Raw genomic sequence first — 14,891 nt, 5'->3', positions numbered from 1 at the left:
GGCATGGTGGAGGGCATGACTGACTTCCCGAGTTTTCCGCCCGGCTTCGTGTTCGGGGCCGCGACCGCCTCTTACCAGATCGAGGGGGCGGTGCAGGAGGACGGACGCGGCCCGTCCATCTGGGACACCTACAGCCACACGCCGGGGCTGGTGGCCAACGGGGACACCGGTGATGTCGCCTGTGATCACTACCACCGGTACCCCGAGGACGTGGCGCTGCTGCGTGAGCTGGGCGTGGGCTCGTACCGGTTCTCGATCGCCTGGCCGCGGATCGTGCCGGACGGGTCCGGCCCGGTGAACACCAAGGGGCTGGACTTCTACGCGCGGCTGGTCGACGAGCTCCTCGACGTGGGGATCGAGCCGGCCGCCACCCTCTACCACTGGGATCTTCCGCAGGCGCTGGAGGACCGCGGCGGCTGGCGGGTGCGGGAGACCGCCGAGCGGTTCGGTGAGTACGCGGCCGTCGTCGCGGAGCACCTGGGCGACCGTGTGCCGCGCTGGATCACCCTCAACGAGCCGTGGTGCAGTGCCTTCCTCGGGTATTCCGTCGGGCGGCACGCCCCGGGCGCCCGCGAGGGCCGTGGCGCCCTGGCCGCGGCCCACCATCTGCTGGTCGGGCACGGCCTGGCCGTACGGGCGCTCCGGGCGACCGGGGTGCGCGAGGTGGGTATCACCCTCAACCTCGACCACCACCTGCCCGCGACCGGTTCCCCCGCCGACCGGGCCGCCGTCGCCCGTGCGGACACCCTGCACAACCTGGTGTGGACCGAGCCGCTGCTCGCGGGCCGCTACCCGGCGGCCGAGGAGGAGACGTGGGGTGAGCTGATCAGCGGTCAGGGCTTCCGGCGGGACGGCGACCTCGAACTGGTCTCCCGGCCCCTGGACTTCCTCGGCATCAACTACTACCGGCCGATCGTCGTGGCCGACGCCCCCTACCGTGAGAGCGACCCGGCCCGGCGCGTCGCGACCGACAACCGGTACGCGGAGGTGCCGATGCCCGGCGTGCGGCGCACCGCCATGGGCTGGGCCGTCGCGCCCCACACGTTCACCGACCTGCTCGTGGGGCTCGGAGAGCGGTACGGCCAGGCCCTGCCGCCCGTCCTCATCACCGAGAACGGCTCCGCGGAGGAGGACGAGGTGAGCCCGGACGGGGCCGTCCACGACCCGGACCGGGTCGCCTACCTGCGTGACCACCTCACCGCGCTGCGGGCCGCGATGGACGCCGGCGTGGAGGTGCGCGGCTACTACGTGTGGTCGCTCCTGGACAACTTCGAATGGGCCTTCGGTTACGACAAGCGCTTCGGGATCGTCCGCGTGGACTACGCCACCCAGCGGCGGACACCGAAGGACAGCTACCACTGGTACCGGTCCATGATCGCCGCACAGCGGCGGTGACCGGCCCGGTCAGACGCTGGTCAGGAGCTGTGGCGCCAGGACTTTGACCATGGTGTTGGTCCAGCGCAGCTGCCGGAGGGTCTGCGGGTGGCAGTCGCCGGTCAGCGTCAGGAGCGGCTCGTCCCGGGTTGCCCGGGCCACCTGGGCGAGCATCTCCCAGTGCAGCGAGTTGCGCGCGGCGGCCAGGTGCAGGTCCCGCAGATCGTTCAGAAGCAGCAGTCCGGTCTCGGGGCGTCGGCCGAGGGCTTCCGAAGCCTTCTCCCTCAGGGCGGCCAGCGCCCCGGGGGACGGGTGGCCGCGCGGGCCGGGCCGTCGTCGGGGGGCCGGTGGCCCGCCGGGGTGTCCCAATTGCCAGAGTGGAGGTGCGGGAACACCATGCCGTCACGGATCGCGGCGGTGCGCAGCCTGGCCCGGATCGCCCCGCGCGGGGTGGTGACCTGCACCAGGTCACCGTCGGCGAGGCCTTGGGCCGACGCCTCGGCGGGCGACATCTCCGCCCAGACGTCCGGCGCGGCGGCGTTCAGCTCGGGGGCGCGGGCGGTCTTCGTACGAGTGTGGACGTGGCACACCGTGCGCCCGGTGATCAGCTGGAGGAGGTGATCGGCGGAGGTGTCGACAGTTCCACCTCTCACCGATGACGACACCGTGGGCCGCGAGTACCCGCCCGAGCGCCTGTGACACAAAGTGCACGGATCGCCACACAGTGCACAATCGGCGGCGCGGGCGTCCATCATTTTGTCGTTCGATCGGGGGACCTCGGCCAGTGGGCTGGTCCGCTCAACTCCCGCTCCCTAGGATGTACTTCCTGTCCAGCCAGTCCGTTGGCGCGGCACCTTGCAGGGGGAACGATGCACTCCGAGAAGCAGCTGTCCACCGAGATCGACGCCAACGTGCCGACGGCAGCGCGCATGTACGACCACTACCTGGGCGGCAAGGACAACTACGCGGCCGACCGCGCGGCGTGCGAGGAACTCGACAAGGTCGTCCCCAGCACGCGCCGCCTGGCCCTGAACAACCGGCGCTTCCTCCAGCGGGTCGTGAAGACCCTCTCCGAGGAGTACGGCATCCGGCAGTACCTGGACCACGGGTCAGGTCTGCCGACGCAGGACAACGTGCACCAGGTCGCCCAGCGCATCGACCCCACGACCCATGTGGTCTACGTCGACAACGACCCGATGGTGCTGGTCCACGGCCGTGCGCTGCTGGAGCAGGACGAGCGCACGACCGTCATCCACGCCGACATGCGCGAGACCGACCTGATCTTCGGCCACGCGGACACCAAGCGGCTCATCGATTTCGACGAGCCGGTGTGCGTGCTCTTCAACTCCGTGTTCCACTGCATCCCGGACAGCGACACCGACGGGCCGCTCGCGGTCGCCCGTCGCGTACGGGAGCGGCTCGCTCCGGGCAGCTTCATGGTGATGTGCCAGCTGGTCAGCGAGGATCCCGAAGTCCGCACCTTCGTCACGAACTTCATGGACCAGGTGACCCAGGGCCAATGGGGCCGCGTGCGGGAACCGAAGGACGTGGAGACGTACTTCGAGGGCCTGGAGATTCTCCGGCCCGGGCTCGTGGAGGTGTCGACCTGGCGCCCGGACACCGAAGTGGCGCCCCGTCAGCTCACGCACGAATGGATCGAATTCGGCGGAGTCGGGCGGGTTCCGCTGGAGAAGTGACCGTGATGCCCGGCGGGACGGTCGTCGTGCCCCGCCGGGCATCCTCGTGTCAGGGGTAGCGCTGCTCCATCGTCTGCCGCAGCAGCTCCAGCGAGTCACGGGGCTTGAGTGCCTCGTCCGCGAGCCGGTCCAGCGCGATGCGGTACTCCTCGGTCTCGTCGCGGTCCTCGAGGAAGTTCGCGCTCTTGATGTGCTCCAGGTAGACCACGTCGGGCAGATCGAGGCCGCCGAAGCGCAGATACGTGATCGGGATGGCCGGTGCCGAGGCGTTGGTGACGCTGAGCGGCACGATCTGCAGCGTCACGTTGGGGCGTTCGGCCATGCCCACGAGGTGCGCGAGCTGCTCCCGCATCACCTCGGTGCTGCCGAGGACGCGCAGCAGCACGGACTCGTCGATGATCGCCCAGAGTTGCGGGGCATCGGCCCGCGACACCAATCGGGCCCGGTGCCTGCGCAGTTCGACGCGTCGCTCCACCTCACCGGCCGGCGCGTTCGGCAGGCCGCGTTCCACCACGGCCCTGGTGTAGGCGGGAGTCTGCAACAGACCGGGCACGTACTGGATCTCGAAGGTACGGATGGTGGCGGCGGCCTCCTGCAGTCCGACCAGCCGGTCGAACCACTCGGGCATCAGCCGCTTGTCGTACCGCTGCCACCAGCCCGGCTCACCGGCCCGCTGCAGCAGCTTGAGCAGCACCGAGACCTCGTAGTCGTCGGTGCCGTACAGCTCGAGCAGCGTGCGGACGTCGCTCTCCGTCGGCGGGCGGCGGCCCTTGCCCGATTCGATGCGTGACAACTTCGCGGCACTGAACCCGGCGGCGCGCGCCGCCTGGTCCTGGGCGAGACCGGCGTCCTCTCGGAAGCCGGCGAGCTGTACACCGACCAGCATCTTCAGCAGAGTCGGCGCCGGCTCGGACCTGTCCAGGTAAGGTTCCAGACGGGAGATGCGATGCGACGCGGCGGACATCCTGACTCCCAGCAGACCGGCACAAGGGCGACTTACACTATGCCACTTCACCGGGTCTTCACGCATCAACCCAAGCAGCCCGACAAAAGCAGGGAGTTGGGCTCCGCTTCTCCCCCAGACGTGTGACACCGCGCGTGAGGCGGAACCGCCCTCAGAGCAGGTGGTCGAACTCGCCGTCCTTCGCTCCGGCCAGGAAGGCCGCCACCTCCGCCGACGTGTAGACCAGGGCGGGACCGTCGGGGTCACGGGAGTTGCGTACGGCGATCCCGCCGTCCACGAGAGGGGCGACTTCGACGCAGTTGCCCTCGGCGTTGCTGTGCCGGCTCTTGATCCAGCAGGCGTCCAACGAGCTTGCCTGCACTCCGTTCCGCACTGGTGGCACCGCAGTCTCCTTGCTGTTCTCGTACCCCGCCGCGCACGGTGTGCCCGGCTGTTCGCCCGAGGGCGGCCGCGTCCCTTCGACCGCGCTCGTTCCGGCTCGCGTACCCACGATGGCGCAATAGTCACGCAATTTCTCGTGCAATTGCACGCGAGCGCCTTCAGCGTGGATAATAGCTGCGGCGTCAACCCCCGGGCTGCCGCCGCGTCCTGACGTCGCATCGGGGAGATGCCGTGTCATCACCTGCGCAGCACGTGCTCCGGCCGCCGAGTGGGGCTGCGGCACACGCAGGCGCACCCGGTGCGGGGCACACCGTGCCGGCCGACCCGCACCCGGTCCTGCCGTACGGGGTCCCGCCCTCGGTACCGAAGGCGCTTCCGCAGTTCTCGGGCGACCTGTCCGCCTCGGCCACCCTGCGGGTCGAGTGCAGCCGGGAGGGGTTCGCTCGGGTGCGCTGCTTCACGCGCGACACCCTGCACGGCTGGTCGCTCGACCACCGCTGCGACGACGCGACCCTCGTCATCACCGAACTCGCCGCCAACGCCGCGACGCACGCGGCGCCGAGAGCCCCCGGTGTGCCCGAGATCCGGCTCGGATTCGTCCTGGATCCCGGCCACCTGCTGGTCACCGTCTACGACCTCGACGACCATCCGCCCGTGTTCGCGCCGACCGGTGCCGCCCTGGAGGAGCACGGGCGGGGGTTGTGCATCGTCGACGCCCTGTCCGAGGAGTGGGGTTGGTCCCCCGGTGCCCCGGCGGACAACGGTGCCCCGGCGGGCAAGACGGTCTGGGCCCGGTTGTCGACCCGGCCGGCCACGCCCTGTCCCCCCATCTGACTCGACTGCCGCGGAAAGGCCCCTCGCCATGCGCAGCGCTTCGACGGAACACCCGAGCAGCGAGCGCCCCCAGCGCCCCGACGCCCCCACCGGGACGGCCTGCGACACACCGCTCACGGCACTGGACCACGTGCCGTGGGGCGACATCCAGGACTCCACCGGCTCGGCGGCCGCCATTCCCCTCCTGCTCAACGGCATCGCCGGAGGTGATGCCGACACGGCCCGCTCCGCCCTCGACGACCTGCGGAAACGGATCTGCCAGTTCGGTTTCGTCGTGGAGCAGGCGACCGCGGCCACCGTTCCGTTCCTGTGGGAGCTGGCCAAGCTGCCGCAGGTGACCTGCCGTGCTCAGATCATCCGGCTGCTGAAGAGCATCGCCGAAGCCCGGCAGTGGGAGAACACCGCCGCCGTCTATCCGAAACTGCTGAACCATCGCGAGAACCCGGTGGTGTGGGAGCGTGCGGCCCGGCAGGCCGTGCGGGCCCGGCGCGGCGAGCTCGGCCGGCTGCTGGCGGACGAGGACCGTGAGATCGCCCGGGCCACGAACGAGCTGGCCCGCTCGCTGGGCGCATGACACCGTCGTACGGTGTGCGGGTGGCAGGGAGCCCGTGCGGGTCCGGGACGTGATGAAACGGTGAGAACCCCCTGTCACCATGGGTGATGCCCCTCGCCTCCCGGAGCCCGGCAGTGTAGACATGGCACATGGTCCGACTCTTGGGTCGATCCGGGACCCGATCGCCCCTGCGGCCCGGCGCTGCGCCGTCGGCACGGCAGCGGCGGGAGGCGGGCTCGTCCCGGTGGCAACCGGCGGCGGGGCTGCGGTCGGTGCTGGGCGGACGCAGCGTCGCGGGACAGGTGTTCCTGCTCGTCGTGGTGATCGTGCTGCTGCTGGTCGTGGCGGCCGTCGTGGCGCTGGTGCTGCAGGTGCGGCACGACACGACGCGGGAGGCGCGCAACCGTTCGCTCGCCGTCGCGGAGACCTTCGCCAACGCGCCGGGCACCGTCGAGGCACTGCAGGGCCCTGATCCCACCGCCGTGCTCCAGCCACGCGCCGAAGCAGCCCGTGAGCGGTCGAAGGTCGACTTCGTCGTCGTCATGAACACCGAGGGCATCCGCTACACCCACCCCAAGCCGGACCGGATCGGGAAGAAGTTCGTCGGGACGATCGCGCCGGCGCTGGCCGGGAAGTCGTTCACCGAGGAGATCGACGGCACCCTCGGCCCGCTCGTCCAGGCCGTCGTTCCGGTGAAGGACCAGGGCGGCCGGGTCGTGGGCCTGGTCTCCGCGGGGATCACGACCAAGAACGTGGGCGGGACCGCCGACCGCCAGTTGCCGCTCGTACTCGCGGCCGCCGCAGCCGCTCTCGCCCTCGCGACGGCGGGTGCCGCGCTGGTGAGCCGTCGGCTGCTGCGCCAGACCCACGGGCTCGGGCCGCACGAGATGACCCGGATGTACGAACACCACGACGCCGTGCTGCACGCCGTGCGCGAGGGCGTGCTCATCGTCGACGACGGGGGAATGCTGCTGCTCGCCAACGACGAGGCGCAGCGTCTGCTCGGGCTGCCCGCGGACGCCGAGGGCCGGCACGTCCTCGGTCTGGGTCTCGACCCGGGCATCGCCGACCTGTTGGCCTCGGGCCGGGTCGCCACGGACGAGGTGCACCTGGTCGGCGACCGTCTCCTCGCCGTCAACCAGCGGACGACGGACCGCGCCGGTGTCCCGCCCGGCAGCGTCGCCACCCTGCGCGACTCCACGGAGCTGCGGGCCCTGTCCGGGCGGGCCGAGACCGCGCGTGAGCGGCTCAACATGCTGTACGACGCCGGAGTGGGCATCGGGACCAGCCTGGACGTGACCCGCACCGCCGAGGAGCTGACCGAGCTGGCCGTGCCCCGGTTCGCCGACTTCGTCACCGTGGACCTGTTCGACGCCGTACTGGGCGGCGGGCAGCCGAACGCGGCGGCGAGGCTCAGCCGGACGGCGGTGAACGGGATCCGCAAGGACGCGCCGCTCTACCCGGCCGGGGAGCGGATCAGGTTCGTCGAGTCCTCTCCGCAGGGCCGCAGCCTCGCCACGGGCAGCCCCGTCCTGGAGCCCCGGCTGGGCGAGGCCCCGGGCTGGCGGGCGCAGGACCTGGAGCGCTCCGCGCAGATCGTCGCGTACGGCATCCATTCGCTGATCACCGTGCCGCTGCGGGCCGGCACCCTGATCCTCGGCGTGGTGAGCTTCTGGCGCTCCGAGAAGCAGGAGCCTTTCGACACCGACGAGCTGGCGCTGGCGGAGGAGCTGGTCGCCCGGGCCGCCGTGTCCATCGACAACGCCCGCCGCTATACCCGTGAGCACAGCATGGCGGTGACACTCCAGCGCAGCCTGCTCCCCCGCAATCTGCCCGAGCAGGACGCCCTGGAGATCGCCTACCGCTATCTGCCGGCGCAGGCCGGTGTGGGCGGCGACTGGTTCGACGTGCTGCCCCTGTCGGGGGCCAGGGTCGCGCTCGTGGTCGGCGACGTGGTCGGCCACGGGCTGCACGCCGCGGCCACGATGGGACGGCTGCGCACCGCGGTGCACAACTTCTCCGCCCTCGATCTGCCCCCCGAGGAACTCATCGCCCTGCTGGACGAGTTGGTCGGCCGGATCGACCAGGACGAGACGCAGGAGGACGGCAGCGCCCCGGTCACCGGCGCGACCTGTCTGTACGCCGTCTACGACCCGGTCTCCCGGCGCTGCACCGTAGCGCGGGCCGGACACCCGCCGCCGGCGCTGATCCACCCCGACGGCAGCGTGGAGTTCCCCGACGTGCCCGCCGGCCCCCCGCTGGGACTCGGCGGCCTGCCGTTCGAGACGGCGGAGCTGGAGCTGGCGGAGGGCAGCCGGCTCGTCCTCTACACCGACGGGCTGGTGGAGGACCGTGAGCGGGACATCGACGTCGGGCTGGAGATGCTGCGCGAGGCACTGGGCCGGGCGGGGCAGTCCTCCGAGGACACCTGCCGGGTCGTGCTCGACTCGCAGCTCACGGCCCACTCCGGCGACGACGTCGCGCTGATCGTGGCCCGCACCAGGGCGCTGACCGCCGACCACGTCGCAGAGTGGCCGGTGCCGGCCGACCCGGCCGCCGTGGGCGAGGTGCGGGCGGCGGTCAGCCGGCAGCTGGCCGCGTGGGGCCTGGAGGAGCTGACGTTCAGCACGGAGCTGATCCTGAGCGAACTGGTCACCAACGCGCTGCGGTACGGCGGCGGCCCCATACGCGTGCGGGTGCTGCGCGACCGCAACCTGATCTGCGAGGTGTTCGACAGCAGCAGCACCTCGCCGCACCTGCGGTACGCGACCATGACGGACGAGGGCGGGCGGGGCCTGTTCCTCGTGGCACAGCTCGCGGAGCGCTGGGGGACGCGCTATCTGCCCGCGGGGAAGGTGATCTGGGCGGAGCAGCCCCTGCCATGAGCACGCCCGCGGAGCACCCATAAAGTAGCCTTATGGGCTCATAGACCGGACCCTCATACCGGGTTAGGCATGCCTTAGTTTAAGCTTCCCGCAGAGATCGCTTGTCGCCGCTCGAAGGGAACCTGACCATGCCCCGCCCCCTGCGGGTCGCCATCGTCGGATCCGGCCCCGCCGGGATCTACGCCGCCGACGCCCTGCTCAAGTCCGAGGTGGCCGCCGAACCCGGTGTGTCCGTAGACATCTTCGAGCGCATGCCGGCACCGTTCGGACTGATCCGTTACGGCGTCGCCCCCGACCATCCGCGGATCAAGGGCATCATCACCGCCCTGCACCAGGTGCTCGACAAGCCGCAGATCCGGCTCTTCGGCAACGTGGACTACGGCACCGACATCGGCCTGGACGACCTGCGCGCGTTCTACGACGGCGTGATCTTCGCCACCGGCGCGACGGCCGACCGGGCGCTCTCGCTGCCGGGCATCGACCTCGACGGCTCGTACGGCGCCGCGGACTTCGTGTCCTGGTACGACGGTCACCCGGACGTCCCGCGCACCTGGCCGCTGGAGGCGGAGAAGGTCGCCGTGCTCGGCGTCGGCAACGTCGCGCTCGACATCGCGCGCGTCCTGGCCAAGACGGCGGACGAGCTGCTGCCCACCGAGATCCCGGCGAATGTCTACGAGGGTCTGAAGGCCAACCGGGCCAAGGAGATCCACGTGTTCGGCCGACGCGGCCCGGCCCAGGCCAAGTTCAGCCCGATGGAGCTCCGGGAGCTGGACCACTCCCCCAACATCGAGGTCATCGTCGACCCCGAGGACATCGACTACGACGAGGGCTCGATCACCACGCGGCGCGGCAACAAGCAGGCCGACATGGTGGCCAAGACCCTGGAGAACTGGGCGATCCGCGACGTCGGCGACCGGCCCCACAAGCTCTTCCTGCACTTCTTCGAGTCGCCGGTCGAGGTCCTCGGCGAGGACGGCAAGGTCGTGGGTCTGCGCACCGAGCGCACCGAACTCGACGGCACCGGCAACGTCAGGGGCACCGGCACCTTCCACACCTGGGACGTCGGTGCGGTGTACCGCGCGGTCGGCTACCTGTCCGACAAACTCCCGAAGCTGCCCTGGGACATCGACTCCGGCACCGTCCCGGACGAGGGCGGCCGGGTCATGCAGGAGACGGGCGAGCACCTGCAGTCCACGTACGTCACCGGCTGGATCCGGCGCGGCCCCATCGGCCTCATCGGGCACACCAAGGGCGACGCCAACGAGACGGTGGCGAACCTGCTGGCCGACTACGCGGGCGGTCGGCTGCACACGCCCGCCAGCCCCGACCCCGAGGCCGTGGACGCGTTCCTCGCCGATCGCGACATCCGCTTCACCACCTGGGACGGCTGGTACAAGCTGGACGCCGCGGAGAAGGCTCTGGGCGAGCCCGAGGGCCGCGAGCGCGTGAAGATCGTCGAGCGCGAGGACATGCTGCGGGCCAGCGGCGCCTGACGCTCACCTGACGTTTTACCTCCCGCGGGGCGGGTTCGGTGGCCATGTCACCGAACCCGCCCTGCTGCGTACTTGAAGCGTGTACGATCCGGATGCTTCACCGAACCATCACATCGCCTTCACCTGAAGGCCATGCAGGGGGGACGAACGTCCATGCGTATACGCCTTGTCGCCACCACGGCCGTCGCCGCCGGGGCACTCACCGCCCTGTCGGCGGTTCCGGCCCAGGCCGCCGAGTACGACTCCGCGCTGAAGATCCGGGGCATTCAGTACGACGCTCCCGGCAGCGACTCCAACCGGTGCTCGGGCGGGAACACCGCCGAGGAGTACCTGACCATCAAGAACTACTCGCGCTCCACGACGGTGAACCTCAAGGGGTACGTCGTGAAGGACGCCGCGGGCAACAGGTTCGCCTTCACCGCGAGCCACACCCTCCAGCCGGGTGACTACGTGAAGCTGCGCGGCGGCAACGGGGCCGACTCCGACACCAAGAACGTCGTGTACCGGGACAACTGCAACTTCATGTGGAACAACGACAAGGACACCATCTACGTGTACAAGCCGTCCGGCGCCCGTGCCGACGTGCACTCGTACACCAGGAGCGGCTCCGACCCGGACCGCAACGGGTACATCACGTACCACGGCTGATCCCTTCGCCGGGCCGCCGCCCGGCCCGCCGTCCTCAGGGGGCCGGCAGCCAGCGGTCCAGGTAGGCGCGCAGGCCCGCGAGGTCGGTGCCCCGGGCCACGTATGCCACGTATCCGTCGGGCCGCACGAGGGCGTGGGTGAGGCCGGGCCACGGACTTCGCGGGCCCAGGTGGTGCACGGTCAGCAGGCCGGGCCGTCCGGCCGGGGCCAGGTCCTCGGGCCAGAGAGGGGCGGGGCCGGAGAGCAGCAGGTGGTAGCCCGCTCCGGCGACGCGTCGCTGGAGTCCGGCCGGAGCGTCGGGCAGGCGGTCTCCGGCGCGTGGGCCCTGCCGCGGGCGGTGTCGCCCGGTGACGGACGCGGGTCCATGGCGGTAGTGGACGCCCAGTTCGGACACCGTACGGAACAGACGTGCTCGGGCGCCGGTCACATGCAGGAGCAACGGAGCCACGTGCGGGGCGAGATGCCCGCGAGCCAGCCGTAGGGCCGGGTGACTGCTCGTCCCGACGGTGAAGGCACGGTCGGTGAGGCGGCGTACCCCGTGGCCGACGGGGCGCGCTCCGCCTCGTACGTCGCCAGCAACTCCTCGGGCGCCGCGCCGCGGCAGACCTGGGCGAGCTTCCAGCCCAGGTTGAGCGCGTCCTGGATGCCGGTGTTCATGCCCTGTCCCCCGGCCGGGCTGTGGATGTGCGCCGCGTCGCCGGCGAGGAAGAAGGGGCCCCTGCGGTAGTGGGTGGCGCCGCGGTTGTGGATGCGGAAGCTCGTCATCCAGACCGGATCGCGCAAGGACAGCCTGCCGGGGGTCCAGTCGTCCGCGATCCTCTGGAGGAGGTCCGGACTCACCTCGTCGCCGGGGGCGCCCGGCGGATGCATCGCGATCATCCGCCACGTGGCCGGAGTGCCCAGGGGGAAGAAGAACAGCAGCCCGGCCGCGGTCATGAACGTGTGCGCGGCACCCGGCTCGAGTCCGTCGGCCTCCAGATCCGCGAGCAGGAACGTCTGCGGATAGGCGTACCCCTCGAAGCCGATACCCGCCTGGGAGCGCACGGTGCTGTGTGCGCCGTCGCAGCCGACGACGTAGCGGGCCCGTTCGGTCTCCTCGTTCCCGTCCCGGTGCCGCAGGCGGCAGCTGACGTACTCTCCCTCGGGCTCGGCGCTGAGCAACTGCGTGCCGCGCTCGACCGTCACGTCCCGCGCGGCCAGATGAGCCGTCAGGGTGGCTTCGGTCTCCGACTGCGGGAGGAAGAGCAGGAACGGGTACGGCGAGTCGTCGCAGCCCACGTCGAACACCGGCACGCGCAGCACCCGCCGGGACAGGTGCAGGTACAGCCCGACCGTCGTGTTGCCCCGGTCGACGAGATCGTCCGCCACACCGAACGCGGACAGCATCTCCAGGGTCCGGGGCTGGATCGCCGGGGCGCGTGACTCCCGGGCGCGGTGAAGTGAGCGGTCCACGATCCGGAACGGGGTTTCGCAGGAGCGCAGTTGGGTCGCGAGCGCGAGTCCGGTGGGACCCGCGCCCACCACGAGCACGTCCAGGGGTGCCGTCATGACACTCACCGTAGACGCGGCCGGCGGAGGCGTGCCGTCGCCGTGCGGCACGCCGGGGCCCTCCGCGACGCATGCGTGGCGGAGGGCTCCCGTCCGGTGGTGCCGGTTCAGACCTCCAGATCGGCTTCGATGCGGCGCAGCTGGTGGCGGGCCATCGCGAGGTTGGCCCTGCTCCCGTCGAGCACGAGGTAGAGGAAGAGTCCGCTGCCACCGCGGCCCTTCAGGAGGCGGATGAGGTGGTACTGGGTGTTCAGGGTGATGAGGATGTCCTCGATCTCCTCCTTCAGGCCCAGGTGCTCCATGGTGCGCAGCTTGGACCGCACGACGTCGGTGTTGCCCGCGGCGGCGACTTCCAGGTTGAAGTCCTTGCCGCCGCCGAGGGTGCCGAGGGCCATGCCGCTGGTGTAGTCGACGAGGGCGACGGCCGTCGCTCCGTCGATGGAGCTCAGGCATTCCTTCAGCGCGGTCTCCGTGTTGGCCATGCGCTCGGTTCCTTTCCTTCGGTCTTCTTCTGCTTCGGCGGGTCGGGAAGTTCGGGTGGGCTCAGATGCCGGTCTGCGGGCGCGGCAGGTGCGTGGGCCGCTGCGGACTGCGGACCGGGAGGGTGCCGATGGGGCGTTCCGTGGCCGGGGGCACCGTGGCGAGGTGCTCTTCGGGCGCCGGGCGGTCGGCGTGACGGCCGGTGCCCGGACCCACGCTTGTGGCCAGCAGGTCGGCGATCCGGGCGCCGCTGCGGCGGCCTTCGAGGTGGAGGCGGCCGACGTTGACGCGGTCCTCGGCGAGGAGGGTGAGTACGGCGGTGGTGCCGGCGGCATAGGTGGCGACGTAGCCTCCGGAGCCCCGCACCAGCAGTTCCCGGAAGTCGCCGCGGGCGGCGGCGTCGGTCATGCGGTGGGCGACGCCGAGGGCGGCGGCGGTGAGCGCCGCGAGTCCCTCCGGCTCGGTGTCGGGCACGTCGTGGGCGAGGACGAGTCCGTCGACGGTGGCGGCGAGGGAGCCCGTCAGCCGGGGTACGCGGGTGCGGAGCCGACGCAGTTCGTCCAGGACGTCGGTCTCGACGGCCATGAGCAGTCTCCTTTCGGCACGCTGTCTTCGCGCGCGGATCACAGTGCCTCCAAGGCGTGCAGGAGCCGTCGCAGCAGTGCGGTGTCGGGCTCGTCCGGTGCGGCGGGACGAGGAGAGGGGCCCGGCTCGGCGGACACGGGGGCGGGAGGGACTGGGGTGGGGGAAGAGGCGGGGGCCACGGGAGCCACCAGTCCGGCGGCGGCGAGGCGACGGAGTTCGACGAGCGTGTGGAAGGTGCGGCAGGCCAGGGCCGTCGCGATCTGGGCGGCGGTGCGGACTCCGTCGACCTGGGCGAGGGCCCGGCCGCGGCGGGCCGGCAGGTCGGCGGCGTCCGGGCCGGGCAGACGGGCGAGCGGCACGCGGTCGACGGCGGGTTCGGGCCATATGCGGTGCAGCAGTTCGCGGCGGCGTCTGGACTCGCGCAGGACGGTGTCCACCGGCACGGACCGGACTGCGCCGAGCCAGTGTGCGGCTCCGGGGCGGAACCGGAGAGCCGGTCCGTCGTGGGCCAGGACGAAGTACGCCGCGTCGAAGAGGGCGCCCAGGTGGCACAGCTCCAGCGCGCCGGCGGCGAGCTGACCGCTGTCCACCAGTTGCCGTCCGACGCGGCAGCGGCGCCCGGCACGGTCGATCGCCTCCCACCAGCCGTCCGGGGCGAGCGCACCGCTGTGGGTGAGCAGGTCGCCGAGGTCTGGTGTGACGGCGGATTCGACGTGGACGACGTGTCCGGTCGCGAGGTAGACGATCCCCGACTCGGTGGACAGGGCACCGGTCGCCCCCTGTGCGGCGAGGGTGCGCAGCCGGGCCGAGGCGGGCTCGTCCGTGCGCGGGACCCGGGTCGGAGTGGTCATCCGAGCACCAGCCGGTCCGTCAGCTCGGCCAGCCGGATGCGGGCCAGGGCCAGGTTCCCCTCGCTGCGGTCGAGCCACAGGTGCACGAACACGGTGCTGTCGAAGGTCGTCGTGACGAACCTGAGCAGGTGGTACGAGTCGGCGTTCGTGATGATCAGGTCCTGTACCGGGGGTTCCTTGCCCAAGGGCCCGTCGGCGCCGCCGGGCGACGCGCCTGTGCCGTCACCGGCCGGCCGGCCGGTGACGGCGAGAACACCGCTCTCGGTCGCGAGGCGGGCGAGTTCCGCGGTTTCCGCAGCCGTCTCCTCCGCGTCGCCACCGGGTGCGTCACCCACCGCGCCCAGGGCGAGACCACTGATCCAGTCGACCACCGACGCCCCTCGAGCACCTGGTAGGCGCATGGCCTCCAGCAGACTCTCGTCGATTCCGGGCACGCCGAATCCCCTCCCCCTGCACGGCCGTTCCCGCGAACGTGAGCACGACACTACGGAAAGTGGTGGGCGCAGGTGAACGCTTTGGCATTTTCCAAAGGAATGTGCAGGAGAGCGAGCAGGAGCGCGAAGTGATCGATCCGAAGCGAGCAGGACCTGCGCCCATA

Annotated in this window: 15 protein-coding genes and 2 pseudogenes; 7 read left to right on the top strand and 10 right to left on the bottom strand. The window is 71.2% G+C overall.

The annotated features are described in order from the left end of the window. Positions 1-15: 15 nt before the first annotated feature. Positions 16-1,395, top strand: coding sequence for a GH1 family beta-glucosidase (locus tag AB0F04_RS20585; protein ID WP_362043391.1), 1,380 nt, complete (start codon positions 16-18; stop codon positions 1,393-1,395). A 9-nt stretch (positions 1,396-1,404) separates the two neighbouring features. Here the strand turns inward: AB0F04_RS20585 and AB0F04_RS20580 are convergent. Both AB0F04_RS20580 and AB0F04_RS20575 read right to left on the bottom strand, forming a co-directional pair. Further along, positions 1,405-1,686 (bottom strand): annotated as a pseudogene (locus tag AB0F04_RS20580) (hypothetical protein); the annotation flags it as partial. Between the two features lie 2 nt (positions 1,687-1,688). Beyond that, positions 1,689-2,003 (bottom strand): annotated as a pseudogene (locus AB0F04_RS20575) (molybdopterin dinucleotide binding domain-containing protein); the annotation flags it as partial. 240 nt (positions 2,004-2,243) lie between these two features. On the opposite strand from AB0F04_RS20575, the gene AB0F04_RS20570 reads away from it, so the two are divergent. Continuing rightward, positions 2,244-3,071 carry an SAM-dependent methyltransferase gene (locus AB0F04_RS20570; protein ID WP_362043390.1) on the top strand — a complete coding sequence of 276 codons (828 nt, stop codon included), beginning with the start codon at positions 2,244-2,246 and terminating at the stop codon, positions 3,069-3,071. A 49-nt stretch (positions 3,072-3,120) separates the two neighbouring features. Here AB0F04_RS20570 and AB0F04_RS20565 read toward each other — a convergent pair whose 3' ends face one another. Both AB0F04_RS20565 and AB0F04_RS20560 read right to left on the bottom strand, forming a co-directional pair. Beyond that, a complete protein-coding gene (locus tag AB0F04_RS20565; RefSeq protein WP_362043389.1) occupies positions 3,121-4,035 on the bottom strand; it encodes a helix-turn-helix transcriptional regulator in 915 nt (304 codons plus the stop codon). Positions 4,036-4,186: 151 nt separating this feature from the next. Further along, on the bottom strand, positions 4,187-4,417 hold the full coding sequence (locus tag AB0F04_RS20560; RefSeq protein ID WP_362043388.1) for a DUF397 domain-containing protein: 231 nt from the start codon (positions 4,415-4,417) through the stop codon (positions 4,187-4,189). A gap of 206 nt (positions 4,418-4,623) precedes the next feature. Between AB0F04_RS20560 and AB0F04_RS20555 the strand changes: the two genes are divergently transcribed. The 5 genes from AB0F04_RS20555 (at position 4,624) to AB0F04_RS20535 (ending at position 10,829) form a co-directional block, all read left to right on the top strand. Next, positions 4,624-5,250: an ATP-binding protein gene (locus AB0F04_RS20555; protein ID WP_362043534.1), complete on the top strand. Its 627-nt coding sequence runs from the start codon at positions 4,624-4,626 to the stop codon at positions 5,248-5,250. Positions 5,251-5,278: 28 nt separating this feature from the next. Then, positions 5,279-5,824: a hypothetical protein gene (locus tag AB0F04_RS20550; protein ID WP_362043387.1), complete on the top strand. Its 546-nt coding sequence runs from the start codon at positions 5,279-5,281 to the stop codon at positions 5,822-5,824. Between the two features lie 128 nt (positions 5,825-5,952). Then, positions 5,953-8,688 (top strand): SpoIIE family protein phosphatase, encoded by a 2,736-nt coding sequence (locus tag AB0F04_RS20545; protein ID WP_362043386.1) that lies wholly within the window; start codon positions 5,953-5,955, stop codon positions 8,686-8,688. A 128-nt stretch (positions 8,689-8,816) separates the two neighbouring features. Next, entirely contained in the window at positions 8,817-10,181 is a 1,365-nt protein-coding gene (locus tag AB0F04_RS20540; RefSeq protein ID WP_362043385.1) for an FAD-dependent oxidoreductase, read from the top strand. Positions 10,182-10,334: 153 nt separating this feature from the next. Next, complete coding sequence (locus AB0F04_RS20535; RefSeq protein WP_362043384.1) at positions 10,335-10,829, top strand: lamin tail domain-containing protein; 495 nt, start codon at positions 10,335-10,337, stop codon at positions 10,827-10,829. Between the two features lie 34 nt (positions 10,830-10,863). On the opposite strand, the gene AB0F04_RS20530 is transcribed toward AB0F04_RS20535, so the two are convergent. The 6 genes from AB0F04_RS20530 to AB0F04_RS20505 all read right to left on the bottom strand — a co-directional run bounded on the left by AB0F04_RS20530 (position 10,864) and on the right by AB0F04_RS20505 (position 14,727). Continuing rightward, positions 10,864-11,256, bottom strand: coding sequence for a hypothetical protein (locus tag AB0F04_RS20530; RefSeq protein ID WP_362043383.1), 393 nt, complete (start codon positions 11,254-11,256; stop codon positions 10,864-10,866). Next, complete coding sequence (locus AB0F04_RS20525) at positions 11,253-12,377, bottom strand: FAD-dependent monooxygenase (RefSeq protein WP_362043382.1); 1,125 nt, start codon at positions 12,375-12,377, stop codon at positions 11,253-11,255. Before AB0F04_RS20525 ends, AB0F04_RS20530 begins: the two co-directional genes overlap by 4 nt. Positions 12,378-12,484: 107 nt before the next feature. Next, on the bottom strand, positions 12,485-12,859 hold the full coding sequence (locus tag AB0F04_RS20520) for a hypothetical protein (RefSeq protein ID WP_031136637.1): 375 nt from the start codon (positions 12,857-12,859) through the stop codon (positions 12,485-12,487). Between the two features lie 61 nt (positions 12,860-12,920). After that, complete coding sequence (locus AB0F04_RS20515; RefSeq protein WP_362043381.1) at positions 12,921-13,442, bottom strand: roadblock/LC7 domain-containing protein; 522 nt, start codon at positions 13,440-13,442, stop codon at positions 12,921-12,923. Between the two features lie 38 nt (positions 13,443-13,480). Beyond that, positions 13,481-14,293, bottom strand: a complete 813-nt coding sequence (locus AB0F04_RS20510) for a hypothetical protein (protein WP_362043380.1) — start codon at positions 14,291-14,293, stop codon at positions 13,481-13,483. Next, a complete protein-coding gene (locus tag AB0F04_RS20505) occupies positions 14,290-14,727 on the bottom strand; it encodes a hypothetical protein (RefSeq protein WP_362043379.1) in 438 nt (145 codons plus the stop codon). Before AB0F04_RS20505 ends, AB0F04_RS20510 begins: the two co-directional genes overlap by 4 nt. Positions 14,728-14,891 lie beyond the last annotated feature (164 nt).

The organism is Streptomyces sp. NPDC029041 (genome assembly GCF_040637515.1).
Classification (GTDB): Bacteria; Actinomycetota; Actinomycetes; order Streptomycetales; family Streptomycetaceae; genus Streptomyces.
This window is presented reverse-complemented; position numbering and strand designations above follow the sequence as displayed.